24 protein-coding genes are annotated in these 25,762 nt (G+C 72.2%); 15 read left to right on the top strand and 9 right to left on the bottom strand.

Annotated features, from left to right (window positions below):
* Positions 1–98: 98 nt before the first annotated feature.
* The 6 genes from AB0I06_RS04640 to AB0I06_RS04615 all read left to right on the top strand — a co-directional run bounded on the left by AB0I06_RS04640 (position 99) and on the right by AB0I06_RS04615 (position 6,324).
* The gene (locus tag AB0I06_RS04640; RefSeq protein ID WP_363117271.1) at positions 99–920 is read left to right on the top strand and encodes a hypothetical protein; all 822 of its coding nucleotides are present in this window, start codon (positions 99–101) and stop codon (positions 918–920) included.
* Positions 917–2,164, top strand: coding sequence for an ATP-binding protein (locus AB0I06_RS04635; protein ID WP_363117269.1), 1,248 nt, complete (start codon positions 917–919; stop codon positions 2,162–2,164). Before AB0I06_RS04640 ends, AB0I06_RS04635 begins: the two co-directional genes overlap by 4 nt.
* Positions 2,165–2,369: 205 nt before the next feature.
* On the top strand, positions 2,370–2,846 hold the full coding sequence (locus tag AB0I06_RS04630) for an SH3 domain-containing protein (RefSeq protein WP_363117268.1): 477 nt from the start codon (positions 2,370–2,372) through the stop codon (positions 2,844–2,846).
* A gap of 52 nt (positions 2,847–2,898) precedes the next feature.
* Complete coding sequence (locus AB0I06_RS04625) at positions 2,899–4,263, top strand: FtsW/RodA/SpoVE family cell cycle protein (protein WP_363117267.1); 1,365 nt, start codon at positions 2,899–2,901, stop codon at positions 4,261–4,263.
* Entirely contained in the window at positions 4,260–5,735 is a 1,476-nt protein-coding gene (locus AB0I06_RS04620) for a penicillin-binding transpeptidase domain-containing protein (RefSeq protein ID WP_363117266.1), read from the top strand. Before AB0I06_RS04625 ends, AB0I06_RS04620 begins: the two co-directional genes overlap by 4 nt.
* Before the next feature lie 76 nt (positions 5,736–5,811).
* Positions 5,812–6,324 carry a DUF3291 domain-containing protein gene (locus AB0I06_RS04615; protein ID WP_363117265.1) on the top strand — a complete coding sequence of 171 codons (513 nt, stop codon included), beginning with the start codon at positions 5,812–5,814 and terminating at the stop codon, positions 6,322–6,324.
* Positions 6,325–6,331: 7 nt separating this feature from the next.
* Here AB0I06_RS04615 and AB0I06_RS04610 read toward each other — a convergent pair whose 3' ends face one another.
* The gene (locus tag AB0I06_RS04610; RefSeq protein ID WP_363117263.1) at positions 6,332–7,444 is read right to left on the bottom strand and encodes a ferritin-like domain-containing protein; all 1,113 of its coding nucleotides are present in this window, start codon (positions 7,442–7,444) and stop codon (positions 6,332–6,334) included.
* A gap of 120 nt (positions 7,445–7,564) precedes the next feature.
* Here AB0I06_RS04610 and AB0I06_RS04605 point away from each other — a divergent pair, with 120 nt between their 5' ends.
* The 4 genes from AB0I06_RS04605 to AB0I06_RS04590 all read left to right on the top strand — a co-directional run bounded on the left by AB0I06_RS04605 (position 7,565) and on the right by AB0I06_RS04590 (position 11,029).
* A complete protein-coding gene (locus AB0I06_RS04605) occupies positions 7,565–8,503 on the top strand; it encodes a diiron oxygenase (RefSeq protein WP_363117262.1) in 939 nt (312 codons plus the stop codon).
* Positions 8,504–8,595: 92 nt separating this feature from the next.
* The gene (locus tag AB0I06_RS04600) at positions 8,596–9,249 is read left to right on the top strand and encodes a TetR/AcrR family transcriptional regulator (RefSeq protein ID WP_363117261.1); all 654 of its coding nucleotides are present in this window, start codon (positions 8,596–8,598) and stop codon (positions 9,247–9,249) included.
* Between the two features lie 10 nt (positions 9,250–9,259).
* On the top strand, positions 9,260–9,592 hold the full coding sequence (locus tag AB0I06_RS04595; RefSeq protein WP_363117260.1) for a hypothetical protein: 333 nt from the start codon (positions 9,260–9,262) through the stop codon (positions 9,590–9,592).
* Between the two features lie 108 nt (positions 9,593–9,700).
* On the top strand, positions 9,701–11,029 hold the full coding sequence (locus AB0I06_RS04590; RefSeq protein ID WP_363117259.1) for an NlpC/P60 family protein: 1,329 nt from the start codon (positions 9,701–9,703) through the stop codon (positions 11,027–11,029).
* Here AB0I06_RS04590 and AB0I06_RS04585 read toward each other — a convergent pair.
* Genes AB0I06_RS04585 through AB0I06_RS04565 form a run of 5 tightly spaced genes read right to left on the bottom strand, consistent with a single transcriptional unit; the run spans position 10,993 to position 16,832 of the window.
* Complete coding sequence (locus tag AB0I06_RS04585) at positions 10,993–12,255, bottom strand: styrene monooxygenase/indole monooxygenase family protein (protein ID WP_363117258.1); 1,263 nt, start codon at positions 12,253–12,255, stop codon at positions 10,993–10,995. The genes AB0I06_RS04590 and AB0I06_RS04585 overlap by 37 nt on opposite strands.
* Positions 12,256–12,267: 12 nt before the next feature.
* On the bottom strand, positions 12,268–12,915 hold the full coding sequence (locus AB0I06_RS04580) for an ATP/GTP-binding protein (RefSeq protein ID WP_363117257.1): 648 nt from the start codon (positions 12,913–12,915) through the stop codon (positions 12,268–12,270).
* The gene (locus AB0I06_RS04575; RefSeq protein WP_363117256.1) at positions 12,896–13,318 is read right to left on the bottom strand and encodes a DUF742 domain-containing protein; all 423 of its coding nucleotides are present in this window, start codon (positions 13,316–13,318) and stop codon (positions 12,896–12,898) included. Before AB0I06_RS04575 ends, AB0I06_RS04580 begins: the two co-directional genes overlap by 20 nt.
* Entirely contained in the window at positions 13,315–13,839 is a 525-nt protein-coding gene (locus AB0I06_RS04570) for a roadblock/LC7 domain-containing protein (RefSeq protein WP_363117255.1), read from the bottom strand. The genes AB0I06_RS04575 and AB0I06_RS04570 overlap by 4 nt, the downstream gene beginning before the upstream one ends.
* Positions 13,836–16,832, bottom strand: coding sequence for a nitrate- and nitrite sensing domain-containing protein (locus AB0I06_RS04565; protein ID WP_363117254.1), 2,997 nt, complete (start codon positions 16,830–16,832; stop codon positions 13,836–13,838). Before AB0I06_RS04565 ends, AB0I06_RS04570 begins: the two co-directional genes overlap by 4 nt.
* Before the next feature lie 368 nt (positions 16,833–17,200).
* On the opposite strand from AB0I06_RS04565, the gene AB0I06_RS04560 reads away from it, so the two are divergent.
* Positions 17,201–17,986, top strand: a complete 786-nt coding sequence (locus AB0I06_RS04560; RefSeq protein WP_363117253.1) for a protein phosphatase 2C domain-containing protein — start codon at positions 17,201–17,203, stop codon at positions 17,984–17,986.
* Positions 17,987–18,018: 32 nt separating this feature from the next.
* Here the strand turns inward: AB0I06_RS04560 and AB0I06_RS04555 are convergent, their stop codons facing one another.
* Both AB0I06_RS04555 and lon read right to left on the bottom strand, forming a co-directional pair.
* Complete coding sequence (locus tag AB0I06_RS04555; RefSeq protein WP_363117252.1) at positions 18,019–18,510, bottom strand: MarR family transcriptional regulator; 492 nt, start codon at positions 18,508–18,510, stop codon at positions 18,019–18,021.
* Between the two features lie 192 nt (positions 18,511–18,702).
* Positions 18,703–21,126: an endopeptidase La gene (lon, locus tag AB0I06_RS04550; RefSeq protein ID WP_363117251.1), complete on the bottom strand. Its 2,424-nt coding sequence runs from the start codon at positions 21,124–21,126 to the stop codon at positions 18,703–18,705.
* 174 nt (positions 21,127–21,300) lie between these two features.
* On the opposite strand from lon, the gene AB0I06_RS04545 reads away from it, so the two are divergent.
* Positions 21,301–21,960 carry a GNAT family N-acetyltransferase gene (locus AB0I06_RS04545; RefSeq protein WP_363117250.1) on the top strand — a complete coding sequence of 220 codons (660 nt, stop codon included), beginning with the start codon at positions 21,301–21,303 and terminating at the stop codon, positions 21,958–21,960.
* Positions 21,961–21,973: 13 nt separating this feature from the next.
* Here AB0I06_RS04545 and AB0I06_RS04540 read toward each other — a convergent pair whose 3' ends face one another.
* Positions 21,974–22,657, bottom strand: coding sequence for a rhomboid-like protein (locus AB0I06_RS04540; protein ID WP_363117681.1), 684 nt, complete (start codon positions 22,655–22,657; stop codon positions 21,974–21,976).
* A 289-nt stretch (positions 22,658–22,946) separates the two neighbouring features.
* On the opposite strand from AB0I06_RS04540, the gene AB0I06_RS04535 reads away from it, so the two are divergent.
* From AB0I06_RS04535 to AB0I06_RS04525, 3 genes are all read left to right on the top strand, one after another.
* Complete coding sequence (locus tag AB0I06_RS04535) at positions 22,947–23,624, top strand: spermidine synthase (RefSeq protein WP_363117248.1); 678 nt, start codon at positions 22,947–22,949, stop codon at positions 23,622–23,624.
* 135 nt (positions 23,625–23,759) lie between these two features.
* Positions 23,760–24,500 (top strand): response regulator transcription factor, encoded by a 741-nt coding sequence (locus AB0I06_RS04530; RefSeq protein ID WP_030851757.1) that lies wholly within the window; start codon positions 23,760–23,762, stop codon positions 24,498–24,500.
* Entirely contained in the window at positions 24,497–25,609 is a 1,113-nt protein-coding gene (locus AB0I06_RS04525; RefSeq protein ID WP_363117247.1) for a HAMP domain-containing sensor histidine kinase, read from the top strand. The genes AB0I06_RS04530 and AB0I06_RS04525 overlap by 4 nt, the downstream gene beginning before the upstream one ends.
* Positions 25,610–25,762 lie beyond the last annotated feature (153 nt).

The following is a 25,762-nucleotide window of genomic DNA, read 5'->3' as shown; positions in this document are numbered from 1 at the left end:
AATAGGACTTCCCCGCGAATAAGGTGTACGCGGCCGATGGTCGCGTCGGCCGTGAGTCCGTCCGTCCCGTGTGATCACCACGAACCGCCAGGAGTGCAGTGCCCCTCAGCCGCCCCGGGAAGGCCGCCCGTCGCCTCTGCGCCGTCGCCCTGCTGCTGGCCACCGCCGTGGGCTGCGGCGACGCGGGCGGTCTGGAGGGCGCGGGCTCCACACCGACGGCGCGGGGGCCGGCCCGGCTCTGGCCGGAGCTGACCCCGGCGTCCAGCCCGGCCTTCGAGATCGGCGAGGTGAACACCGAGGTGGTCAAGGGGGTGAGGGTCCCCGGCGACGACATCCGGCGGGTCGACCCGGTGGAGATCGTCCGGGCCGAGATCGCCCGGAGCCCGGGTGACTACGAGGGCCCCAAGGCGCCCTACCGTGACACCGAGCGCGAGATGGGCGACTGCGCGAAGGGCCCGGGCCGCGGAAAGTGCCCGGTGCTCCGGCCGTACTACCGGGACCTGACCGGGGACGGGCGCGACGACCTGACGCTGGGTTTCCCGTTGCTGCCCGGCAAGACGACCGCGGTCCGCGTCTACACCGTGGAGAAGCACCGGCTGGTGCAGGTGATGGCGTGGGAGGACGCGCTCAGCGGTGTCGAGCTGGCCGGGCGCTCCCTGGTCATCCGCTCGCCCTCCGAGGTCGCGGGGTACGAGTACCGCCTCCAGTGGACCTGGGACCGGGACCAGCGGGCCATGCTGCTCACCCATGACGAGATGCTGCGCACCGGTCCGCGCAAGCACCCCCGGCACCCGTCGGCCTCCCCCACCGGTTCCGGCGCCGCTTCCCCCACCGGTTCCCGGTCCGCGTCCCCCGGCGTCTCACCCTCTGCGGTCTCACCCTCGGCCTCCGCCCCCTCCCCCTCGGCGAGCGGCGGATGAGGCCCGCGCTCCCCCAGTGGTCCGGGACGCTCGCCGCCAAGGCCGCCGCCTTCATCACGGTGATGTGCTGCGCGCTGGCGGCGCTGCTCGGGGTCCTGGTGCACGTGCAGGTGACGAACCAGACGGTCGGTCAGGCCCGGGACCAGGCGTTGCAGCGGCTGGCGCAGGCGACGGAGCGGTACGAGGCCGGGGACACGCCGCGCCGGGGCGCCGGGGTGGATCCGCCGGAGCTGCCCGGTGAGCTGCGGGACCTCGCGGCGGCCGGGGACCGCGGCACGATGGTCGCCGAGCGCGAGGGGCGCCCCACGATGTGGGCGGCGGGTCCCGTGGAAGGGGGCCGGGCGCTGGCCGTGGCGGTCGACTACGCGCAGCAGGCCCGCACGATCGAGGGCCTCGACCGGGCGATCCTGTGGTCGTCGGGCCTGGCCATCGGGGCGACCCTGCTGGTCGGGGCGTTCGCCGTGACGCGGGTGACCCGGCGACTGCACACCACGGCGCTGGTGGCCCGGCGGATCAGCGCGGGCGACCTGGACGCGCGGGTGAACGACCCCCGCACGGGCCGGCGCTCGACGGCCGGCCCGCCGGACGAGGTGGCCGCGGTCGCCGCCGCCCTGGACTCGATGGCGGCCTCGCTCCAGGGCAAGCTGCTCGCCGAGCAGCGGTTCACGGCGGATGTGGCGCATGAGCTGCGCACGCCGCTGACCGGGCTGCACGCGGCTGCCGAACTGCTGCCGCCGGGCCGTCCCACGGAACTGGTCCGGGACCGGGTGGCGGCGCTGCGCACCCTCACCGAGGACCTGCTGGAGATCTCCCGGCTGGACACCGGGCGGGAGCGGGTGGAGCTGGACACCGAGCGGCTGGGCCCGCTGGCCGAGCGGGCGGTGCGGGCGGCGGGCGACGGCACGGAGGTCCGGGTCGTACGGGACGTGTCGGTGGAGACGGACCGGCGGCGGCTGGAGCGGGTGCTGGGCAATCTCGTGGCGAACGCGCACAAGCACGGGCGGGGGCCGGTCGTCCTGACTGTGGACGGGCCGGTGGTGACGGTGCGCGACCACGGGGACGGGTTCCCCGAGTACCTGGTCGCGCACGGGCCGCAGCGCTTCCGCACCGAGGGCGGTACGCGCGGGCACGGGCTGGGGCTGACCATCGCGGCGGGGCAGGCGGAGGTGCTGGGCGCGCGGCTGGAGTTCGCGAACGCGCCGGAGGGCGGAGCGGTGGCCACCCTCCGGCTGGCGACGGACTGAGGGCCCGGGCCCGCCCCTCCTGGCCTCCTTCTGGCTCCTTCCTGGTCCCCTCCTGGTCCCCTCCTGGGTCTCGTCCGGCCGCTCCTCCTGGGTCGCGTCCCGGCCCCCTCCTATGGCCCAGCGTGGGGGGCGGCACCCTCAGGGCGCTCCTAATGTGGCGATTAGTCAGGTTCCGCCCTTTCGCCCCCACATGGAGGTATCCCCCATGTCCCTGCGCTTCCGCCTCTGCATAGCCACCGCCGCCGGACTTCTCGCCGCCGCGGCCGCCATCACACCGGCCGCCGCCGACGCGCACGACGACTGGGACCCCAGCGGCGGGAACGGCAACAGCAACGGCAGCCACCAGAACTCCAACGGCGGCAACGGATGGCAGGACCCCAGCGGCGGCAACGGCGGCAACGGCCACCACGACCCGAGCGGCGGCAACGGCAACGGCCACCACGACCCGCGCCTGTACAGGGGCGTCGTCACGGCGAACACACTGGCGCTGCGCAGCGCCCCGAACCGCGGTTCGCAGATCATCCGGTACGCCCACCGGGGCGACACCGTCACGATCTTCTGCAAGACCGGCGGCGAGTCGGTCCAGGGCAATCCCCTCTGGTACCTCCTGACGGACGGCACCTGGGCCTGGGGTGCGGCCCGCTACATCGACAACGTCGGCCCCGCGCCACGCTGGTGCTGACACACGGTCACCCAAAGGCTCGGAAAATGCATGGTTTGGGTAGGTTCCGGACATGAGCAAGGCCGGAATCACCGTGGCGACGGCGGACCCGCCCGCGTCCGCCGCCCGCCCCCTCCCCCGGCGCCGGGGCATCGAAGCCGCCCTGATCGTGCTGGCCGTCCTGCTGTCGGTGTACGGCTACTGCGCCGTGGGCCTCGCCCGGCACGGAGCGCTCCCGCCCGGCGCAGCCGGCTACGGCGCCGGCCTCGGCGTGCTGGCGCTGCTGGCCCACCTGGCCGTACGCCTGCGGGCCCCGTACGCCGATCCGCTGCTCCTCCCCATCGGGGTGCTGCTCAACGGGCTCGGCCTGGTGCTCATCTACCGGCTCGACCTGGAGACCCCGGGCGACCGGGCGGCTCCGGCCCAGCTGGTGTGGTCGACGCTGGGTGTGGCGCTGTTCATCCTGGTGGTGCTGATGCTGCGCGACCACCGGGTGCTCCAGCGCTACACATACGTCTGTGTGGTCGCGGCCCTGGTGCTGCTCACGCTGCCGATCCTGTTCCCGGCGGTGAACGGGGCCCGTATCTGGATCCGGGTGGCGGGGTTCTCGATCCAGCCGGGCGAGTTCGCGAAGGTGCTGCTGGCGGTGTTCTTCGCGGCGTACCTGGCGGCGAACCGCAACGCCCTCGCCTACACCGGCCGCCGCGTCTGGAGGCTCCAGTTCCCCACCGGCCGCGTCCTCGGCCCGATCGTCGCCGTCTGGCTGGTGAGCGTGGGCGTGCTGGTCCTGGAGCGTGACCTCGGCACATCGCTGCTCTTCTTCGGCCTGTTCGTGGTCCTGCTCTACGTGGCCACCGGCCGCACCGGCTGGATCGCGGTCGGTCTGCTGCTGGCCGCGCTGGGCTCGGTGGCCGTCGGCCGGCTGGAACCGCACGTGCACAGCAGGATCGAGACCTGGCTGCATCCCTTCGCCTCCATCGAGGCGGGCGAGGGCGCGAACCAGCTGGCCCAGTCGCTCTTCGCCTTCGGGGAGGGCGGGATGCTCGGCACGGGCCTCGGACTCGGCCATTCCTTCCTCATCGGCTTCGCCGTGAAGTCGGACTTCATCCTGGCCACCGCCGGCGAGGAACTCGGCCTGGCCGGCCTGTGTGCCGTCTTCCTCCTCTACGGGCTGCTGGTGGAGCGCGGCTTCCGGGCGGGCCTCGCGCAGCGCGAGCCCTTCGGCCGGCTGCTCGCGGTCGGCCTCGCCTCCCTGGTGGCGCTCCAGGTGTTCGTGATCGCGGGCGGCGTGACCGGGCTGATCCCGCTGACCGGCATGGCGATGCCGTTCCTCGCCCAGGGAGGGTCCTCGGTGGTCACCAACTGGGCGATCGTGGCACTGCTGGTCCGGGTGAGCGACTCGGCCCGGCGCTGTCACGACGGGCAGGACGTCCGGTGACGCGGCACATCCGGCACGCCGGGTACTTCTGCGTCCTGCTGCTGGTGGCGCTGCTGGTCAACGCGGCCCGGGTGCAGGTCGTCCAGGCCCCGGCGTACGACCGCAACCCCGCCAACCGGCGTCCGGACATCACCCGCTACGAGCTGCCCCGCGGGGACATCCTGGTCGGCGGCCGGCCCGTCACCGGCTCCCGGGACACCCGCGAGCACCTGCGTTACGAACGGACCTACACCGACGGGCCCCTGTACGCCCCGGTCACCGGCTTCGCCTCCCAGCTGTACGGGACGACGCTGCTGGAGAGCACCGAGGACGGCGTGCTGTCCGGCGCGGACCCGATGCTCGCGCCGTTCCCGCTGTGGAACGACTTCACGCGCGCCCGCAACGCCGGCGGGGACGTCGTCACGACGCTCGATCCGGCCGCGCAGCGGGCGGCGTACGAGGGGCTGGCGGGCCGCAAGGGGGCGGTGGCGGCGCTGGAGCCGTCGACCGGCCGGATCCTCGCCCTGGTGTCCGCCCCGTCCTACGACCCGCAGCCGCTGTCGGGCAACGGCACGGCGGCGGCCGAGGCCTGGACCCGGCTCACCGCGGACAAGGACCGGCCGATGCTCAACCGGGCGGTGCGGCAGACGTATCCACCGGGTTCGACCTTCAAGGTCGTCACGGCGGCCGCCGCGCTGGACGCCGGTGTGGTCACCGACCTCGAGGCGCCGACCGACTCCCCCGACCCCTACCGGCTGCCCGGGACGCGCACGCGTCTGACGAACGCCTCGAAGGGCTGTGCGGACGCCTCCGTGCGGGAGGCCTTCACGTTCTCCTGCAACACGGTCTTCGCCAAGCTCGGTGTGCAGGTGGGCGTGACGGACATGACGGCCACGGCGCACGCCTTCGGCTTCAACAACGCGGAGCTGAGGATCCCCTTCCCGGTGGCCCGGTCCACCTTCGACACCACGCTCGACCGGGCGCAGCTGGCCCTGTCGGCGATCGGTCAGTACAACACCCGCGCCACACCGTTGCAGATGGCGATGGTCGCCGCGGCCGTGGCCAACGGCGGCCAGGTACGGGACCCCTATCTGGTGGAGCGCACGACCCGGCCGGGCGGCAGCACCCTCGCGACGGCCGGCTCGCGGGCGATCCGCCAGGCCATGTACCCGTCCACCGCGGTGCGGTTGCGGGCGATGATGCGGGACGTGGTCGAGAACGGCACCGGGCGCAACGCCGCGATCCGCGGGGCCACGGTCGGCGGCAAGACCGGTACCGCCCAGCACGGTCTCGGCAACTCCGGTGTGCCGTACGCCTGGTTCGTCTCCTGGGCGCAGGGCGACCAGGACCTGGCGCCGCGGGTGGCGGTCGCGGTCGTCGTGGAGGACGCGGAGGCGGACCGCGGGGACATCAGCGGGGGCGGCGACGCGGCGCCGATCGCGCGGGCGGTGATGGAGGCGGTCCTGAAGTCCCCTGCATCACCCACCGGTTGACATCCGAAGAGGGAGGCCGCCCGGCTGTTGAGACGGGTCTGGCGGGACGAGCGGCTGCCGACCTACCGTTCGGTCCATGACTGAGCCCGCCGCCGTGTACGAACTCGCCCAGGTCAACCTCGGCCGCCTCAAGGCACCGCTGGACTCCCCGCGGTTGAAGGACTTCGTCGCCAACCTCGACCCGGTGAACGCCGACGCGGACGGGGCCGACGGTTTCGTCTGGCGGTTGCAGGGCGAGGCCGGCGACGACGCCACGGACGTGCCCGTCTTCGGCGACTCCTGGCTGATCATCAACATGTCCGTGTGGCGTGACACCGACGCGCTGACCGCGTACATGTACCAGGGCCGCCACCGGGAGATGCTCGCCCGCCGCCGCGAGTGGTTCGAACGGGTCCGGGAGGCCATGGTGGCCCTGTGGTGGGTCCCGGCGGGCCATCGCCCCACGGTCGCCGAGGCCGAGTCCCGCGTCCTGCACCTGCGCACGCACGGCCCGACACCGTACGCCTTCACCCTGCGGACGCCGTTCCCGCCCCGGGGGGCGACACCGCTGATCGGAGAGGTGCCGGAGGGGCTCGGCTGCGCGCTCTGACGGTCACTCAGCCGCCGGTCGCGCGCCCGGCCTCGATCGCCCCCCGCACCTCCGCCACCCGCTCCTTCTCCTCCGCCGCGAAGCGCTCGGCGTCGAGCTTCTCGGCGATCTCCTCGTCCTGTGACATCAGCAGGTCCAGGCTGGAGTCGCCCATCTCCAGCACGCCCATGTCGACGTAGGCCCGCTGGAGGCGTTCGCCCCACAGGCCGATGTCCTTGACGCAGGGCACGATGCGGCTGAAGAGGAGCTTGCGGAACAGGGTGAGGAACTCGGACTGCTCGCTGTACTCCTCCGCCTCGGCCTTGGGGATGCCGAAGTTCTCCAGCACCTCCACGCCCCGCAGCCGGTCGCGCATGAGGTAGCAGCCCTCGATGACGAACTCCTCGCGCTCCCTCAACTCGGCGTCCGTGAGCTGCCGGTAGTAGTCGCGCAGGGCCATCCGTCCGAAGGCCACGTGCCGGGCCTCGTCCTGCATGACGTAGGCGAGGATCTGCTTCGGCAGCGGCTTGTCGGTCGTGTCCCTGATCATGCCGAAGGCGGCCAGCGCGAGACCTTCGATCAGCACCTGCATGCCCAGGTACGGCATGTCCCAGCGGGCGTCGCGCAGGGTGTCGTCGAGCAGGGCCTGGAGGTTGTCGTTGATCGGGTAGAGCATCCCGATCTTCTCGTGCAGGAACCGGCCGTAGATCTCGGCGTGCCGGGCCTCGTCCATGGTCTGGGTCGCGGAGTAGAACTTCGCGTCCAGGTCGGGGACCGACTCCACGATGCGCGCGGCGCAGATCATCGCGCCCTGCTCGCCGTGCAGGAACTGGCTGAACTGCCAGGAGGCGTAGTGCCGGCGCAGGTCGCCCTTGTCCTTCTCCGTCATCTTCGCCCAGTGCCGGGTCCCGTAGAGGGACATCGCCTCGTCGGGGGTGCCGAGCGGATCGTACGGATCGACCTCCAGCTCCCAGTCGATCCGCTTCTGGCCGTCCCACTGCTTGTCCTTGCCCTTCTGGTAGAGGGCGAGGAGACGGTCGCGGCCGTCGTCGTACTCCCAGTTGAAGCGGGCCGCGCCGCTGGCCGGCACCTGCCGGACGGGTTCTTCCGGTTCCATGGCGTACAGGTCGAAGGTCGGCATGCCCGCAGGCTCACACGAGGTAGACACCGGGTCAACAAGTAGCGCGCAAGGGATTGACGAGCTTGCTGACAAGCAGTCTCATAAGAGCAACAGTGACGTGTGCACAACGAGGTGGCAGCGATGACGACCCTGACGGAAGCCGACGCGCTCGACGGACTGCGCGATGCCCTCGGCCTGCTGAAGGACCGGGAGCAGGTGGCCCAGCGGCTGCTCGACTCCTCCGCCAAGCACTCCTTCGACCCGGACAAGGAGCTGGACTGGGACGCGCCCTTCGAGGAGGGCAAGTGGTTCTGGCCGCCGGAGCTGGTGTCGCTCTACGACACGCCGCTGTGGAAGCGGATGGGCGAGGAGCAGCGCATCCTGCTCTCCCAGCACGAGGCGGCGGCGCTGGCCTCCCTCGGCATCTGGTTCGAGATCATCCTGATGCAGCTCCTGGTCCGCCACATCTACGACAAGGCGGCGACGAGCGCGCACGTCCGCTACGCCCTCACCGAGATCGAGGACGAGTGCCGCCACTCCAAGATGTTCGCCCGCCTGATCTCCCGCGGCGACACACCCTGGTACCCGGTCGGCCGCGTCCATCAGCAACTCGGCCGCCTGTTCAAGACGATCTCCACCACCCCGGGTTCCTTCACGGCCACGCTGCTCGGCGAGGAGGTCCTCGACTGGATGCAGCGCCTGACGTTCCCCGACGAGCGGGTCCAGACCCTCGTCCGCGGCGTCACCCGCATCCACGTGGTGGAGGAGGCCCGTCACGTCCGCTACGCCCGTGAGGAACTGCGCCGCCAGATGGTGACGGCCCCCAAGTGGTCCCAGGAGTTCACCCGCGTCACCTCCGGCGAGTTCGCCCGCGTCTTCTCGGTGGCCTTCGTGAACCCGGACGTCTACACGAACGTGGGCCTGGACAAGCGCGAGGCCCTCGCCCAGGTCCGCGCGAGCGGCCACCGCCGGGAGGTCATGCAGAACGGCTCCAAGCGCCTGACCGACTTCCTCGACGACATCGGGGTGCTGCGGGGCGTGGGCCGGCGCCTGTGGAAGTCGTCGGGACTGCTGGCCTGACGGGGCGGGCCCCACCCGGCGGGACCCGGCCCCCTCACGCACGCCCCGGCCACCGCTGCGCGGCCCCCGGCACCCCGATTACGCTGCGAGGCATGACACCAGCCGCCCCCACCCCCGCCTACCGGCGACTCAGCGTCGAGGAACGCCGCAGCCAGCTGCTCGCCTCCGCGCTGGACCTCTTCGCCCACCGCGCCCCCGAGGAGGTGTCCCTCGACGACGTGGCGGAGGCGGCCGGGGTCTCGCGGCCCCTGGTGTACCGGTACTTCCCGGGTGGCAAGCAGCAGCTCTACGAGGCCGCGCTGCGCTCCGCCGCCGACGAGCTCCAGCACTGCTTCGACGAACCCCGCGAGGGCCCCCTCCTCGCCCGCCTGTCCCGTGCCCTCGACCGCTACCTCGCCTTCGTCGACGAGCACGGCACCGGCTTCAGCGCCCTGCTCCAGGGCGGCAGCGTCGTGGAGACCTCACGGACCACCGCCATCGTCGACGGGGTCCGCCGCGTCGCCGCCGAGCACATCCTCAGTCACCTGGGCGCCACCGACCCCGGTCCGGGCCTGCGCATGACCGTCCGTATGTGGATCACCGCCGTGGAGGCGTCGTCGCTCATCTGGCTCGACGAGGACAAGCAGCCCCCCGCCGGGGAACTGCGCGACTGGCTGGTCGAGCAGTTCGTGGCGACGCTGACGGTGACCGCCCGCCGCGACCCGCAGACCGACGCCCTGGTCCGGGCGCTCGCCGAGGATGTCTGACACTGATCCCGTGAGAAGCGAAGAGACCCCCTTCGAGGGCGGCCCCATGGACGGCAGGGTCCTGCCCGTCCTCCTCGGCATCACCGGCCACCCGCCCAAGACGTACCGCATCCCCGTCCCCGACCCCGACGGCGGGCCGGACACCGTGCTGTTCTACCGGCGCGTTCCCCGGGGGCCGGGCAAGGTCGGCCTGACCAACCGCTGGAAGTACGAGTACGCCCCGGAGGGCGTGCCGCCCCGCCGGCTGAACTGGCCGTGGTCGAAGCCGCACAGGCCGGACGCCACGCCACCCGGCGGGCCAGACGCCACGCCGCCCGGCAAGCCGGACGACGCCGACGGGTGACCCCGTTGCGCCGAACCGCGCACACCCCGCGCGCGCTCTCCGCGCGCACGCCTGATCCTCACGAGTGTCCGGTGGCCGAACGGCCGCCCACGCACCGGAGGTGATGGCATGTCAGCAAGGCTCGTGCGTCTGGTCTGTGTCGCGGCGACGGCGGCGACGACGGCCCTCGCGCCCGTCCCCGCCACCGCGGCCCCGAAGCCGGAACCGGCCGGGGACGTCTCCGTCGCCGAGCTGCTGACGGATCTTCAGGAGCTGTACCGGAAGACGGAGAAGGCCACCGAGGCGTACAACGCCACCGAGGAGAAGCTGAAGAAGCAGCGTGCCGAGACCGACCGCCTGGACCGCGCCCTGGTCCGCGCCCGGCTCTCCCTGTACGACAGCCGGAGCGCGGCCGGCCGGCTGGCCCGCCAGCAGTACCAGAGCAGCACCGACATCTCCCCCTACATGCGCCTGCTCCTGGCCCGCGACCCGCAGCACGCGATCGAGCAGGGGCAGGTGATCGGCCGGCTCGCACGGGAGCGTGCCGGTGCCGTGGGCCGCTTGACCGGTGCCGAGCGCACGGCCCGTGAGCTGGCCCGTACCTCCCGCACGGCGCTGGACCGGCAGCTCGCCCTCACCGAGCGGCGCAGGAAGGCCCGGGACGAGGTGCGCGAACGACTCGAGGACGTCGAGGAGATGCTCACCTCGCTCAGCCGGGAGCAGCTCACCGCCCTGGCCGAGCTGGAGGCCGACGGCGTCACGAAGGCGCAGAAGGAGTTGCTGGCCTCCGGCGCCCTCGGCGAGACCACCGAGGACGAGCACACCGGTGACGGGACCGCCACCGAAGAGACCGAGGACCGGGAAGACGCCGAGGACACCGAGGCCAGCGAGGCCACCGAGGACGACGAGGACACCGGGGACGGCGACGGCAAGAACCGCGACGGCCGGAAGGCCGGCGGCCGGGAGGGCGTGCGCCAGCCGACCGCGGCGGGTGCCCGGGCCGTCCGCTACGCCGTACGGCAGCTGGGCAAGCCGTACGAGTGGGGCGCGGAGGGCCCGAGGTCGTACGACTGCTCGGGGCTGACCTCGCGGGCCTGGGCCGCCGCCGGGAAGGCCGTGCCCCGGACCAGCCAGGAGCAGTGGAAGCGGCTGAAGCGGATCCCGCTGAACCGGCTGCGCCCCGGTGACCTGGTCGTGTACTTCCCCGAGGCCACACACGTGGCGGTGTACCTGGGCGACGGCATGGTCGTCCAGGCCCCCCGCCCCGGCGCGCGGGTGAAGGTGTCACCGATCGCGGCCAACCCGGTCCTGGGTGCCGTACGGCCGGACCCGGGCGGGAAGCCCCTGCGGCGTTACGAGCCGCCGGAGCTCCCCGAGGGCGCCGGGGACGGGTCCGACGAGGGCTATGAGGGCGACGGGGGCTACGCGGCGCCCGCGCCGGACACGTCGGCCAGATAGGCCTGCGTCCTGGCCGGGTCGTAGAAGTACTTCTCGAAGTCGGCCGGGTCGTTGAAGCCGTTGGCGAAGCGGTCGGCGACCGGCTGGATCTCCCCGGCGGCGCCGATGAGGTTCAGGATGTGCTCCGGCGGCGGCGCGAGCATCGCGTTGGTCCACTTGGTGACGTGCTGCGCGGTGTTCCAGTAGCGGTCGAAGGTGGCCCGCATCCACTCCTCGTCGAACGGCTTGTCGCCGTGCTCGACGATCGAGGCGAGGTACGCCGCGGCGCACTTGGACGCCGAGTTGGAGCCCTGCCCGGTGATCGGGTCGTTGGCGACGACCACGTCCGCCACGCCCAGCACGAGTCCGCCGCCGGGCAGACGCCCGACGGGGTTGCGGACGGTCGGGGCGTAGCGTCCGGCCAGCGTGCCGCCGGCGTCGGTCAGTTCGACCTTGGTGGCCCGCGCGTACTCCCAGGGGACGTACCGCTCCATGAGTTCCAGGGTCAGGGAGAGGTGCTCCGCGGGGTCCTTGACGCCGTTGAAGACGTCGAGCGGGCCGCCGGGTATGCCTTCCCAGAACAGGATGTCGGCGCGGCCGGAGGTGGTCAGGGTCGGCATGACGAACAGTTCGCCGACGCCGGGCACGAGGTTGCAGCGGACCGCTTCCGTGCCGGGGTGCTCGGGGCGCGGGCCGAGCCCGTGGACGTACGCCACGGCCAGCGCGCGCTGCGGCTCGCTGTACGGGGAGCGCTCGGCGTCGCGGCCGAACATCTGGACCAGCTCGCCCTTGCCGGCCGCGACGAGCACCAGGTCGTAGGTGCGGGAGAAGTAGTCGAGGTCGCCGACGGCCGCGCCGTGGATGACGAGCTGCCCGCCGCGCTGGGCGAACGTCTCCATCCAGCCGGCCATCTTCACGCGCTGGTCGACGGACTGGGCGTAACCGTCGAGCCTGCCCAGCCAGTCGATGGCCCGGGCGGAGGGGCCCTCGGCCCAGGAACCGGGGGCGGCGACCGAGACGCCGAGTCCTTCGATCTTCGGGGCCTGGGACTCCCAGAAGTTCAGCTGGAGGTCACGCTCGTGCTGGAGGGCGGTGTGGAACATGCACTGCGTGGACATGACCCGGCCGGTGCGGATCTCGTCCGCGGTCCGGTTGGACATCAGGGTGACCTCGTACCCCTGTGACTGGAGGCCGAGAGCGATCTGGAGCCCGGACTGACCGGCTCCGACGACGAGTATCTTCCGCATGCGGGCTGTCCTCTACTCGGGGGTTTCGTCGAGCGCGTGGCCCACGAGGGCCAGGAGGGTCTCGATCACGGAGATCCGGCGACGCGCGTCCATGATCATGACAGGTATGTGGCGCGGGATGGTCAGGGCCTCCCGCACGTCCTCCGGCTCGAACAGCTCGCTGCCGTCGAAGTGGTTGACCGCGACGACGTACGGCAGCCCGGAGCTCTCGAAGTAGTCCAGGACCGGGAAGCAGTCCTTCAGGCGGCGGGTGTCGGCCAGGACGACCGCGCCGATCGCGCCGCGCACGATGTCGTCCCACATGAACCAGAACCGCTGCTGGCCCGGTGTGCCGAACAGGTAGAGCACCAGGTCGTCGTCGAGCGTGATGCGTCCGAAGTCCATGGCGACGGTGGTGGTGGTCTTGCCCGGTGTGGCGGTGAGGTCGTCGGTGGCCTCGCTCGCCTCGGTCATCAGCGCCTCGGTCTGCAGGGGCGTGATCTCCGAGACGGAGGTGACCAGCGTGGTCTTGCCCACGCCGAAGCCGCCCGCCACCACGATCTTGGTGGCGATCGGGGCACGGGTGCGGTCCGTCTCCCAGGCGTGCATGCTCTCGCCGGGCTGGACGAACGGGGAGGAACCAGTAACGCCGTGAGCGGCGTCAGAGACGACGGAGTCCACTCAGCACCCTTTCCAGCAGAGCCCGGTCCGGGCGGCCCGTGCCATGGCCGGTGCCCGTTCCGTACACACGGATCTTTCCCTGGTCCGCGAGGTCGCTCAGGAGCACGCGGACCACGCCGAGCGGCATCTTCAGCAGCGCGGCGATCTCGGCCACCGTACGCATCCGGCGGCACAGCTCGACGATGGCCCTCAGCTCCGGCATCACGCGGGTGGAGAGGTGGCCGTTCGTCAGCTCCTTGCGCTCCTGAGGGGCGTCCAGCGCGGCCGTGCTCGCCACGAACGTCTCCACGAGCAGGACGTGACCGAAGCGGGTGCGGCCGCCGGTGAGCGAGTAGGGGCGCACCCGGGCGGGTTTGCGGTCGCCGCCGCGGACCGGGAGCTGGTGCTTGGGCGTACTGCTCATCGGGCACTCCCCGTCGTCTGGGAATCCTCCAGGGATTTACGCAGCTCGCTGCGCAGTTCGGGCGTCAGCACATGGCCGGCCCGGCCGACGAACAGCGCCATGTGGTACGCCACGACACTCATGTCGCAGTCCGCGGAGCCGTGCACGCCGAGCAGCGAGCCGTCGCTGATCGACATCACGAACAGGCTGCCCTCGTCCATGGCGATCATCGTGTGCCGGACCCCGCCGAAGTCCATCAGCCGGGCGGCGCCGATGGTGAGGCTGCCGATGCCGGAGACGATGGTGGCCAGGTCGGCGGCGGAGCCGCGCGGGCCGGTGCGCCGGGTCCCGGCGGACTGAAGGGCCTGCCTCGCCTCCGTGTTGCGGGTGTCGTCGGAGGAGAGGAGGAGCAGTCCGTCGGACGAGACGACCGCGACCGAGAGGATGCCGGGTACCTCCTCGACGAGGTTGGTCAGCAGCCAGTGCAGGTTGCGGGCCTCACTGCTCAGTCCGATCAGTCCGAAGGTACTGGGAGCGGTCAACTGCTTGCCTCCTCGACTGTGCCCCCCGTGGCTTCTTCGGATTCAGCTGGTCCTGCTGTGCCGGTGGCCGGCCGCTGGTGCGAGGCCGTCCTGTCGGCGATCTCCGCCTCCACGTCGCGGTAGCCGGCCTGCGCCCCCTGGCGGAAGCCGCCGAGGCGGCGGCGCAGGGCATCGGCGTCGACGGAGCCGCTGCGCTGGCGCGGGGCGGTGGTCGGTGCGGTGATCTTCGGCGTGCGCTTGGGGAGGCCCTTGTCGGTGACGCGGTCCTCCTCCTCGTCGGGCGCGCGCTCGTGCTCCGGGCTCGCGTCCTCGTCCGGGGCGCCCGTGCGGGGTGCGTCCTCGGGTGCGAGCGGGCTCCCGGGGCCGGTCGTGCCCTCGGCGGCCGGGGTCTCGCGCCCGGCCGGACCGGGCGCCCCCTGCTGGGCCGGGATGAGCAGCTCCATCGTGGTTTCCGCGGGGGACTCCACGGGGGCCGCGGGCATGGCCGGTTCGGCGGGGGCCGACGGTTCGCTGCGGGCCGACGAGGTGGCCGTCTCGGTCGCCTCGGTCGTCTCCGGGGCCTCGGTCGCCTCCCGGGCCTCGGTCGTCTCCCGCGCCTCGGTCGTCTCCGGCGCATCAGCCGGTGCCGTCGCCTCGGCCGGTGCCGTCGTTTCCGGTGCCGTCGTTTCGGCCGGTGCCGTCGCCTCGGCCCGTTCCGGCTCCCCTGCCGGTTCCGGGTGCCGGGCGGCGGTGGTGATCTCGGCGGCCTCGCCCTTTTGAACCGCCTTCTCCGCCAGGGCCACCAGTGGGTCGTCACCGGCCGTGCGGCCGTGCAGGACGTTGGAGTTGGCCTCGGCGTCGGCGCCCGGGAAGGAGAAGGAGTGGGTCGCGCCGGCCAGGGGGCCGGAGGCCGGGACGGCCACGGCCGGGGCGGGGGCCAGGAGCGTGCGGGGCAGGACGACGACCGCGGCGACACCGCCCTGCTTCTGCTCGCGCAGCTGCACGCGCACACCGTGGCGGTGCGCGAGCCGGGCCACGACGTACAGGCCGAGGCCGAGACCGTCCTCGCCCTCCTGGTCGTAGGGCGCCTCGGGGTCGAAGTCGGCGAGGCGGGAGTTGAGGCGCTCCAGCCGCTCCTCGGTCATGCCGATGCCCTCGTCCTGGACGGAGAGCATGACCTCGCCGTTCTCCAGCAGCCAGCCGGAGATCTCGACGGGCAGGTCGGGCGGGGAGAACGAGGTGGCGTTCTCCATGAGTTCGGCCAGCAGGTGGGACAGGTCGTCCGCGGCGAACCCGGCGATGTGCGCGTGCGGCGGCAGCGCGGCGATCCGGACCCGCTCGTAGCGCTCGATCTCGCTCACCGCGGCACGGACGACATCCACCAGCGGCACGGGCCCGGCGGCGTGCTGAACGTGCTCGGTGCCGGCGAGAACCAGCAGGTTCTCGCTGTGCCGGCGCATGACCGTGGCGAAGTGGTCGAGCTTGAACAGCGTGGCGAGCCGGTCCGGGTCCTGCTCGCGCTCCTCCAGGTTCTCGATGACGGCCAGCTGCCGCTCGACCAGGCCGAGGGTGCGCAGGGCGAGATTGACGAACGTCCCGCCGATGGCCGTGCGCAGCCGCTCCATCTGCGCGGCGGTCTCGGCGAGTTCGCCGCGCAGTTCCTCGCGCGCGTCGGCCATCTTCTGGCGCTGCCCGACCAGGTGCTTGCGGTCGGCCTCCAGCGTGGTGACGCGCTCGGTGAGGGCGGCCGCGTGGGCGTGCAGGGCGTTGACGGAGCGGACGACCTGGGCGAACTCGTCGTTGCGGCCGGTGAACTTCACCGGCTCCTCGGCCGCCGGATCCTCGGCCTCCGCGAGGCGCTTGGACCCCAGGCGCAGGACCGCGAGCGGGCGGGTGAGGCTGCGGGCCATGCCCGTGGCGACACCGACGGCGAGGAGCATCAGGGCGCCGAGGATCGCGATGCGGATCTCCAGCGCGGTGACGTCGTCGTCGCGCAGCGCCTCGAGGTCCTTCGTGCGCCGGTCGTAGAGGGCGGACTCGACGCCGCGCATCAGGTCGACGCGGGCGGAGAGGGCCGCGTCCAGCTTCTTGGCGCCGGTGGCGAGATCGGTGCCGGAGAGCGTCGGCTGGTCGGTCAGGGCCGCGAGGTACTTGTCGGCGGAGTTGACCTCGGTGCCGGTGACCGTGGAGTCGAAGGAGGCGCGGGCCGGCTTGGGCGCGGTGGCGCGGAAGTCGGCCAGGGCCGCGTCGGAGCGCAGCCGGGCCTGCTGGGCGGCGGCGCTCAGGGCGTCGCGCTGCTGGGTGTCGGCGTCCGAGGAGGTGGTGGTCTCGGTAGGCAGGCCGGTGACGGGGTCGATGACCGTCCGGGTGCTGCTCGGCACGCTGAGCGCGGCGAGCAGCAGCCCGCGGGCCGCGGCGGCCTGCTGGACGGCGGAGTCGAGCTCGGCCAGGGCGTAACCCCCGGCTCCCGCGCGCGGCGGTGTCTGCTGCGCCAGCTGCTCGGCGAGCCGGTGGAGTTCGGTGATGGCGGCGGAGTAGGACTGGTGCGCTTCGAGGGCGCTGCTCTGGCCGGTGAGCGCGGCCCTGCGCACGGTCGCTATGTCGTCGAGGACCGAGCGGAGCGGGGCGGGCGTGTCGGTGTCGGACCGCAGCTCCTCGACCTGCCGGTCCACCCGGGCGCTGCGCTGCTCGGAGGGGGCTTTGGACTTGGGGCGTCCGGCCGCGATGTAGGAGGTGACGTCGTCGCGCTCGTCGGCGAGGGAGTGCGCGAGGGTGAGCGCGTCCTGGGTCTGCTCGGCGAGCGTCACCAGGTTCTGGGAATCGTGGAGTTGCCCGGAGGCGGCCAGGACGGACGGGGTGCCGGCACCGGCGATGGCGGCGGCGACCACGGCCACGGCCACGATCAGCCGGTTGCGTACGTGCGTGGGGCGTCCCTTGCCGGTGGGGGGCGTCGGCTCAGCGCCCTGAACGGGGGCCGTCTGCTTGCCTGTGCGACGAGGCCGCGTCTTCTGCACCGGTGCTCGCATTCCTGACTCGTGAACCCTTGGGCCCGGATGACGCTCCGTCAACTGGTGCGTACTCCCGGTACACTTCCCGACCCTCCCAGCGCCGGTGGGCAGCGCACGCGCATCACCTGACCCGCCACCCGAAGGAGTGAACCTCGGACGGGAGTTGAGGGGCAAGTTCCGCAGGTCTTCACAGCGGCCTTGCGCGGCACGCCGGTTGGACGACGGGGACGGCCGGTGGCAGTATTCGCCACCACGCCTTCCCGGAACAAATCATTCCAGCCCAAACCTGACGTCTGACCTGGGTGCCTGCGCCGGTCCCGGGATCATTGCCGACCTTTTGCAAGCCTTGTGAAGGGCTCGTGCAGACTGGCCGGATGCGCACCGAACTCGCCTCGGAGCCGGGAGACGCCGGCCGCCCCAACGAGGACTTCGCCAGTGTCGGACTACCGGCCTCGGGACAGGGCGGTTGCGTCGTCGTCCTCGACGGGGTCACGCCGCCGAAGACCGGGACGGGCTGTCTGCATTCCGTCCCCTGGTTCACCGCACGCCTCGGCGGAGCACTGACCGAACTGACCGTTTCACTCCCGGATGTTCCCCTGGTCGACGCCTTGTCCCACGCCATCGCGCGTACCTCCGAGGCGCACGCCACAACCTGTGACCTTTCTCACCCCCGGACGCCTCAGGCGACGGTGGTCGCAGCCCGGTGGACTCCGGACACGGTGGAGTATCTGGTCCTGTCGGACTCGGCCCTCCTCCTGGAGTCGCCGGACGGTGTGGTGACACCCGTCCTCGACGACCGGCTTGCCCTGCTCCCCCGCGCGGCGCTGGCGACGGACGCGCTGGTGGACGCCGCGCTGCGCAACAGGGAAGGCGGCTTCTTCACGGCGGCGGCCGACCCCTCGGTGACGTCCCGTGCGGTGACCGGGACCGTGCCCCGCGACCGGGTCCGTGCCGTGGCCGCGCTGACGGACGGCGCGGCCCGCTGGGTGGAGCGGTTCGAGGAGGGCGACTGGACGGACTGCCTGCGCGTCATCCGCAAGGAAGGCCCGCAGGCCCTGGTGGACCGCGTCCGGACGCTGGAGCGGTCGGACGCCGCCGCGACGTTCCTGGGCCGCGGCAAGAGGCACGACGACGCGACGGTCGTGTACGTCGAGTTCTAGGGCAGGCGCCCAGTCAGGAGCCCGGGCCCGGCCTACTTCTCCATGCCGCGGTTGAGCTGGTGCAGCAGCCGGGCCAGTTCCGTGACCTCGCGGGAGTCCCAGTCGGCCAGGCGGCCGGCGTACCGGGCACGGCGGGCGTCCCGGACGCGGCGGACCCGGTCGTGGCCCTCCTGGGTGAGGGCGACGAGCCAGGCGCGTCCGTCGGCGGGGTCGGGCTCGCGGGCCACCAGCCCGAGTTCCTCCAGGGCGCGCAGCTGGCGGGACATCGTCGCCTTGCCGACCCCGATGTAGGCGGCGAGCTCGGTGGCCCGCTGCTTGCCGCATTCGTCGAGCCGGACGAGCAGGCCGTAGGCGGAAGACTCCAGGTCGGGGTGGACCTCGCGGGCCATCTCGCCCTGGCTGGCCCGGGCACGGCGCAGCAACACGGTCAGCTCGCGCTCCAGGGCCAGGAACGCGGGCTGGTTCACACCGCTCGCGGCCCCACCGGCGTCGCGGTGTCCGTCGTCGTTGCCGCCCTCGTGCACGTCAGCCCCTGCCTCGGTCGTCGCCCGGTCGTGAGAATGCCGGTACTGGGATTTTCCGCCACCTGCCCCCGTCAGCGCAGTCCGGCAAGTATTCCGCAGGTCAGGGCGTCCGTGTCCACAGAGCCGTCACACGGTGAAGGCCCGGGCCTCCCTCGCGGGAACCCCGGGCCTTCCCTCATCCGACGACCTCCGTCACGCGGCCACCGGAACCTCGGGCGCCGCACCGTTCGTCGCGGGCGCGAGCGCCAGTTCCAGGACCTGGCGGACGTCGCTGACGGCGTGGACGTCGAGCGTGTCCAGCACCTCCGCCGGGACGTCGTCCAGGTCGGGCTCGTTGCGCTTGGGGATGATCACCGTGGTGACCCCCGCCCGGTGCGCGGCGAGCAGCTTCTGCTTCACACCGCCGATCGGCAGCACCCGCCCGGTCAGCGAGACCTCGCCGGTCATCGCCACGTCCGTGCGGACCAGTCGGCCGGACAGCAGGGACGCCAGGGCCGTGGTCATCGTGATGCCGGCGCTCGGGCCGTCCTTGGGGACCGCGCCCGCCGGGAAGTGGATGTGCACGCCCCGGTCCTTCAGGTCGGCCACCGGCAGTTCCAGCTCGGCGCCGTGGGAGCGCAGGAAGCTCAGCGCGATCTGCGCCGACTCCTTCATCACGTCGCCCAGCTGACCGGTCAGGGTCAGCCCGGCCGCGCCCGTCTCCGGGTCGGCCAGGGACGCCTCGACGTAGAGCACGTCACCGCCCGCTCCGGTCACCGCCAGCCCCGTAGCCACGCCCGGCACGGACGTCCGCCGCTCGGCCGGGTCCTGGGCGGACTCGGGCACGTGGTGCGGCCGGCCGATCAGGTCGCGCAGGTCCTCGTCGCGGACGGTGAACGGCAGCTCGCGCTCGCCCAGTTCGTGCTGGGCGGCGATCTTGCGCAGCAGACGCGCGACGGACCGCTCCAGGGTGCGCACGCCGGCCTCGCGGGTGTACTCGCCGGCCAGCTTGCGCAGGGCGCTCTCGTCGATGGTCACCTCGTCCGTGCCGAGCCCGGCCCGCTCCAGCTGGCGCGGGAGCAGGTGGTCGCGGGCGATGACGACCTTCTCGTCCTCGGTGTAGCCGTCGAGACGGACGATCTCCATGCGGTCGGCCAGGGCCTCCGGGATCGCCTCCAGGACGTTGGCGGTGGCGAGGAAGACCACGTCCGACAGGTCCAGTTCGACCTCCAGGTAGTGGTCCCGGAAGGTGTGGTTCTGCGCCGGGTCGAGCACTTCGAGCAGGGCGGCGGCCGGGTCGCCCCGGAAGTCCGAGCCGACCTTGTCGATCTCGTCGAGCAGCACGACCGGGTTCATCGACCCGGCCTCCTTGATGGCCCGCACGACACGGCCCGGCAGCGCGCCGACGTAGGTGCGCCGGTGGCCGCGGATCTCGGCCTCGTCGCGCACACCGCCGAGGGCGACGCGGACGAACTTGCGGCCCATCGCGTGGGCGACGGACTCGCCGAGGCTGGTCTTGCCGACGCCGGGCGGCCCGACGAGCGCGAGCACGGCACCTCCGCGCCGCCCGCCGATGACGCCCAGGCCCCGGTCGTTGCGCCGCTTGCGCACCGCCAGGTACTCGGTGATGCGCTCCTTGACGTCCTCCAGGCCGGAGTGTTCGGCATCCAGTACGGCCTTGGCGCCCTGGATGTCGTAGGCGTCCTCGGTGCGCTCGTTCCACGGCATCTCCAGGACCGTGTCGAGCCAGGTGCGGATCCACGAGCCCTCGGGCGACTGGTCGGAGGAGCGCTCCAGCTTGTCGACCTCCTTCAGGGCGGCCTCGCGGACCTTCTCGGGCAGGTCGGCGGCCTCCACCCGGGCGCGGTAGTCGTCGGACTCCTCGCCCTCCTGCTCGCCGTTGAGTTCGCGCAGCTCCTTGCGGACGGCTTCGAGCTGGCGCCGCAGCAGGAACTCGCGCTGCTGCTTGTCGACGCCCTCCTGGACGTCCTTGGCGATGGTCTCGGCCACGTCCTGTTCGGCGAGGTGGTCCCGCAGCTGCTGGGTGGCGAGCTTGAGCCGGGTCACCGGGTCGGTGGTCTCCAGCAGTTCGACCTTCTGGTCGGTGGTCAGGAACGGCGAGTAGCCGGAGTTGTCGGCCAGCGCCGAGACGCCGTCGATGGCCTGGACCCGGTCGACGACCTGCCAGGCGCCGCGCTTGCGCAGCCAGGCGGTGGCGAGGGCCTTGTACTCCTTGACCAGTTCGGCGACCTGCCCGGGCAGCGGCTCCGGGACGGTCTCGTCGACGCTGGTGCCCTCGACCCACAGGGCCGCGCCGGGGCCGGTCGTCCCCGCACCGATCCTCACCCGCCCCCGGCCGCGGATCAGCGCGCCCGGGTCGCCGTCGGCCAGTCGGCCGACCTGCTCGACGGTGCCGAGCACACCGGTGTTCGCGTACGTCCCGTCGATGCGTGGCACCAGGAGTACCCGGGGCTTTCCGGGCGTTGACCGGGCAGCGGCCTGTGCGGCCTCCACCGCGGCACGGACCTCGGAATCGCTCAGGTCCAGCGGGACCACCATCCCGGGCAGCACGACCTCCCCGTCGAGCGGCAGCACGGGCAGGGTGAGCGGTGTGAACGCCGTGGACTCAGCAGCCATGATCTCCCCTTCGGCAGTCAAGTTGAGCTATGCCGACTCAATGCTCGGGAGGGCTCGGATGTTCCCCACCGGCTGTTCGCTGTCAGCGATCACCGATGCCGCCGAGGCGGGGAGGGCGCGTAAGGTCACCTGGGTAATAGATGATCTAGCACTTCACTCATTACGGGGGATGGCGTGGACAGCACCGTGCAGGCATGGGTGGACGGGTGGGTCGTGTCGCGCGGGGCGGCCCCGCCCGTCGCCGAGCCGTGGGGCCGGACGATCGACATGGGGATGTACGGCCACGTCACTCGGCACGTGTTCGGCGCGACGGGCGAGGACCTCGACGAGGCGACCGTCCGCAAGGTGGCCGGCGCGGTGACCGGACGGGGCGTGTGGCTGAAGGCGTTCCGCGACCCCTCGGTGGTCTCCGGCTGGCTGGACGACGACTGGTGGATCGACCCCGAGCCCGGCTTCCTGATGACGGTCCCGCTGGCGGCGGCCGGCACTCCGGCCGTGCCCGACGGCTACCGGCTGCGCGAGTGGTCGCGCGGCGGAGTGACCCGTCTGATGGTGGCCGCGCCGGACGGGTCCCTGGCGGCCCGCGGCCAGGTCGCCCCCACGGGCCGGACCGCCGTCGTCGACCGGATCGAGACGGCCCCGGAACACCGCCGCAAGGGCCTGGGCAGCCTCGTCGTGCGGACATTGCAGAACGCCGCCGTCCGGCAGGGGGCCCGGACCGGCGTCCTGGCCGGGACGCCCGCGGGGCGAGGGCTCTACGAGGCGCTGGGCTGGCAGGTGGTGGCTCCCCTGACCAGCGCCAGGTACGAGCCGCCGGCCGCCCCCCGGGGCTGAGGGGCCTCGCGGGTCAGACCCCGGCCCGGGCGAGGCGCGCGGCGTACCACCGCCGGGCCACCGGCCAGGTCGCGATGCCGACGGCCAGGGCGATGAGGTGCCCCCAGTTCGTCATCGGGTCGGCGAAGGCGAGCAGGTCCTCGAGCAGCATCCAGCCGAAGCCGGCCAGCAGCGGCAGGCGCAGCCACAGCGGCAGCAGGCCGGCCAGGGCACCGATGCCGGCGGCGACGCCGAAGCTGACGCCGTAGTCGAGGCGGTGCAGGGAGCTGTCGGGCAGGTGCCCGGCCAGGACGGCGACGCCCACCGGGACCTCGGTCGCGAGGGTGGCCAGCACATGCCCCAGGAGGAAGACACCGGCCGCGCATAGGGCCCCGATCCGCCGTTCGAGCGCGGTCAGCGCCAGCACGAAGGCGATGGCGAAGGGCGAGGTCACTCCGCCCGCCACCCACAGCGCGCTGCCGATCAGCACCAGCTCCGGCGTGCGCACCAGGTGCGCCACATCCGTGCTGGAGCCCTGGAGCAGGGCGTGCACCAGGGCCGGGTCCGCGTACGCGGTGATCAGCGAGGTGAGGCAGAGGACGACCGCGTAGCCGAAGGTGAACGGCGTCCCGGTGGGAGTGGGCAGCAGCCGCCAGGGGCGGAGCGTGCGCGGCCGGGGTGCCGGCGCCCGGACAGGCTCCCGCGCTCCCGGAGTCACCGTCTCGTGCGGGCTCCGCTGCCGCGGCACTCCGTCCAGCAGCCCCGTCACGTCGTGGCTTGGCGGGCCCTGCGACGCCGACACGGCCGTCTCATGAGGCGGTGCGGTGCGTTCCACTCCAGGCGCTCCCTTCCCTCGGACCCCAGCCTTCGCTCCGATGCCCGTGCTGTCTGTGATCCGCGCCACGCGAGAGCCGATTCACAGCAACCCGACAGCCCCGCCCCGCGTCCCTCTCGAGGCCCGGTGAATCGCGAGGCGTCACACCCCTCTCCCCTGCAAGGATGCCCCCATGGCTACCCCTTACGACATTCCCGAGGTGCTGGACCGTCGCGAGGGCCCGCACGGCGAGGTCGTGCTGCGGCGGCACGGTGACCGGCTGGAGATCATCGCCAACGGCTGTTTCCTGATGGACACCTCCGACGGCCGCTCGGAGCGGCGGCTGGTCGACGCGGCGCTCGAGGCCCTGACCGGGCGGGACCACCCCGACGTGCTGATCGGCGGGCTCGGCGTGGGCTTCTCCCTCGCGCACGCCGCCGCGGAACCCCGCTGGGGCGGGATCACCGTGGTGGAGCGTGAGCACGCGATCGTCGCCTGGCACCTCGACGGCCCGCTCTCCGCGATCTCGGCCCCGGCGCTGGCGGATCCCCGTACGAAAATCGTCGAAGCCGATCTCGTCGCACACGTCAATGAGACATCCGACACGTATGACGCCCTGTGCCTCGACATCGACAACGGCCCCGACTGGACCGTCACCGAGGGCAACGGACATCTCTACGGGACAGCCGGACTGGCAAGCTGCGCAAGGGTGTTGAGGCCCGGCGGGGTGCTGGCCGTCTGGTCCGCCCAGCCGTCTCCGGAATTCGAGGGAACCTTGCGGAATGCCGGGTTCCAGCAGGTGCGTACCGAAGAGATCCCGGTTGCCCGGGGCGTTCCCGACGTCGTGCACCTCGCCATCAGCCCTGGATAGCAAAGGCGTACTGACTCCCCGTACGCTGCTCCCCTGACGCCGATCATTCAAGCGTCAATCGCAACCATGCGCAGGCATAGCCAGTCAGAAGGAATCACCCCACTGATTCCGGAAAGCACACCCCAGGGGCGGGCGATGGAGCAGACACAGACCTCCCACAACGGTTCAGCGACGGCTACTCCGGGCGCACAGCGCCGGGTCCTGGTGGTCGAGGACGACGCGACGATCGTGGACGCCATCGCGACCCGCCTGCGCGCCGAGGGATTCCTCGTGCAAACGGCGGGTGACGGTCCCGCCGCGGTCGACACGGCCGAGGCGTGGCAGCCCGACCTGCTGATCCTCGACATCATGCTGCCCGGCTTCGACGGCCTGGAGGTATGCCGGCGCGTGCAGGCCGCCCGTCCGGTGCCGGTGATGATGCTCACCGCGCGTGACGACGAGACCGACATGCTGGTCGGGCTGGGCGTCGGTGCCGACGACTACATGACCAAGCCGTTCTCGATGCGGGAGCTGGCGGCGCGCGTGCACGTCCTGCTGCGCCGCGTGGAGCGGGCCGCCATCGCGGCGGCCACCCCGCGCTCCGGCATCCTGCGCCTGGGCGAGCTGGAGATCGACCACGCGCAGCGCCGGGTCCGGGTGCGCAGCGAGGACGTCCACCTCACCCCCACCGAGTTCGACCTGCTGGTGTGCCTGGCGAACACCCCGCGTGCGGTGCTCTCCCGTGAGCAGTTGCTCGCCGAGGTGTGGGACTGGGCGGACGCCTCCGGCACCCGCACGGTCGACAGCCACATCAAGGCGCTGCGGCGGAAGATCGGTGCCGAGCGGATCCGCACGGTGCACGGCGTCGGCTACGCCCTGGAGACCCCGACGCCATGAGCGGCGGGCCGGCCGGACGGAGAAACCCCGGGGAGCCGGATCCCTGGGGCGGGGTGAGCCCGTTCTCGATCAAGACCAAGCTGGGCGCGCTCGTCGTCATCTCGGTGCTGATCACCACGGGTCTTTCGGTGATCGCGGTGCACACGAAGACGGAGCTGCGCTTCATCACGGTGTTCTCGATGATCGCCACACTCCTCATCACGCAGTTCGTGGCCCATTCGCTCACCGCGCCCCTGGACGAGATGACGGCGGTGGCCCGCTCCATCTCGCAGGGCGACTACACCCGCCGCACGCGGGAGAACCGCCGTGACGAGCTGGGCGAACTGGCCGTGACGATCAACGCCATGGCCGACGAGCTGGAGGCCCAGGACAGCCAGCGCAAGGAACTCGTGGCGAACGTCTCGCACGAGCTGCGCACGCCCATCGCGGGTCTGCGCGCGGTGCTGGAGAACATCGTCGACGGCGTCACGCAGGCCGACCCGGAGACCATGCGCACGGCGCTGAAGCAGACCGAGCGGCTCGGGCGGCTGGTGGAGACGCTGCTGGACCTGTCCCGCCTGGACAACGGCGTCGTACCGCTGAAACAGCGCCGGTTCGAGGTGTGGCCGTATCTGTCGGGCGTGCTGAAGGAGGCCAACATGGTCGCCTCCGTGCGCGCCGGCATCGCCACCGGTTCGGGCAGTCACACCCGCACCGACGTCCATCTGCACCTCGACGTCCACCCGCCGGAGCTGACCGCGCACGCCGACCCGGAGCGCATCCACCAGGTCGTCGCCAATCTCATCGACAACGCCGTCAAGCACAGCCCGCCGCACGGCCGGGTGACGGTCAAGGCGCGGCGCGGAGCCCTGCCGGAGTCGTTGGAGCTGGAGGTCCTGGACGAGGGACCCGGCATTCCCAAGTCCGAGTGGCACCGCGTCTTCGAGCGGTTCAACCGCGGCAGCGCCAAGCGGCCGCAGGGGCCGGGCAGCGACGGCGGCACGGGTCTCGGCCTGGCCATCGCCCGCTGGGCGGTGGACCTGCACGGAGGCCGGATCGGAGTGGCCGAATCCGAGCGGGGTTGCCGGATTCTTGTCACTCTTCCAGGACTGTCATCTCTGCCAAGTTGACGTAAAGTTCGAAGCGGAGTCACAAGATCCACGAGCGTCCGGGCTGACGGACACGTGTGATCAGGCACAGGCCCGCGCCATCGGCGCCCGGGGCCCCGCCCCGCCCTTCCCTCCTGAAGCGGAACCACGCTTGTTTCCCGCCATTTCAAGCCC

The sequence above is a fragment of the Streptomyces sp. NPDC050674 genome, from assembly GCF_040654575.1.
Taxonomy (GTDB): domain Bacteria; phylum Actinomycetota; class Actinomycetes; order Streptomycetales; family Streptomycetaceae; genus Streptomyces.
The sequence above is the reverse complement of the archived record's forward strand: the minus strand, read 5'-3'. Positions and strand labels throughout refer to the sequence as shown.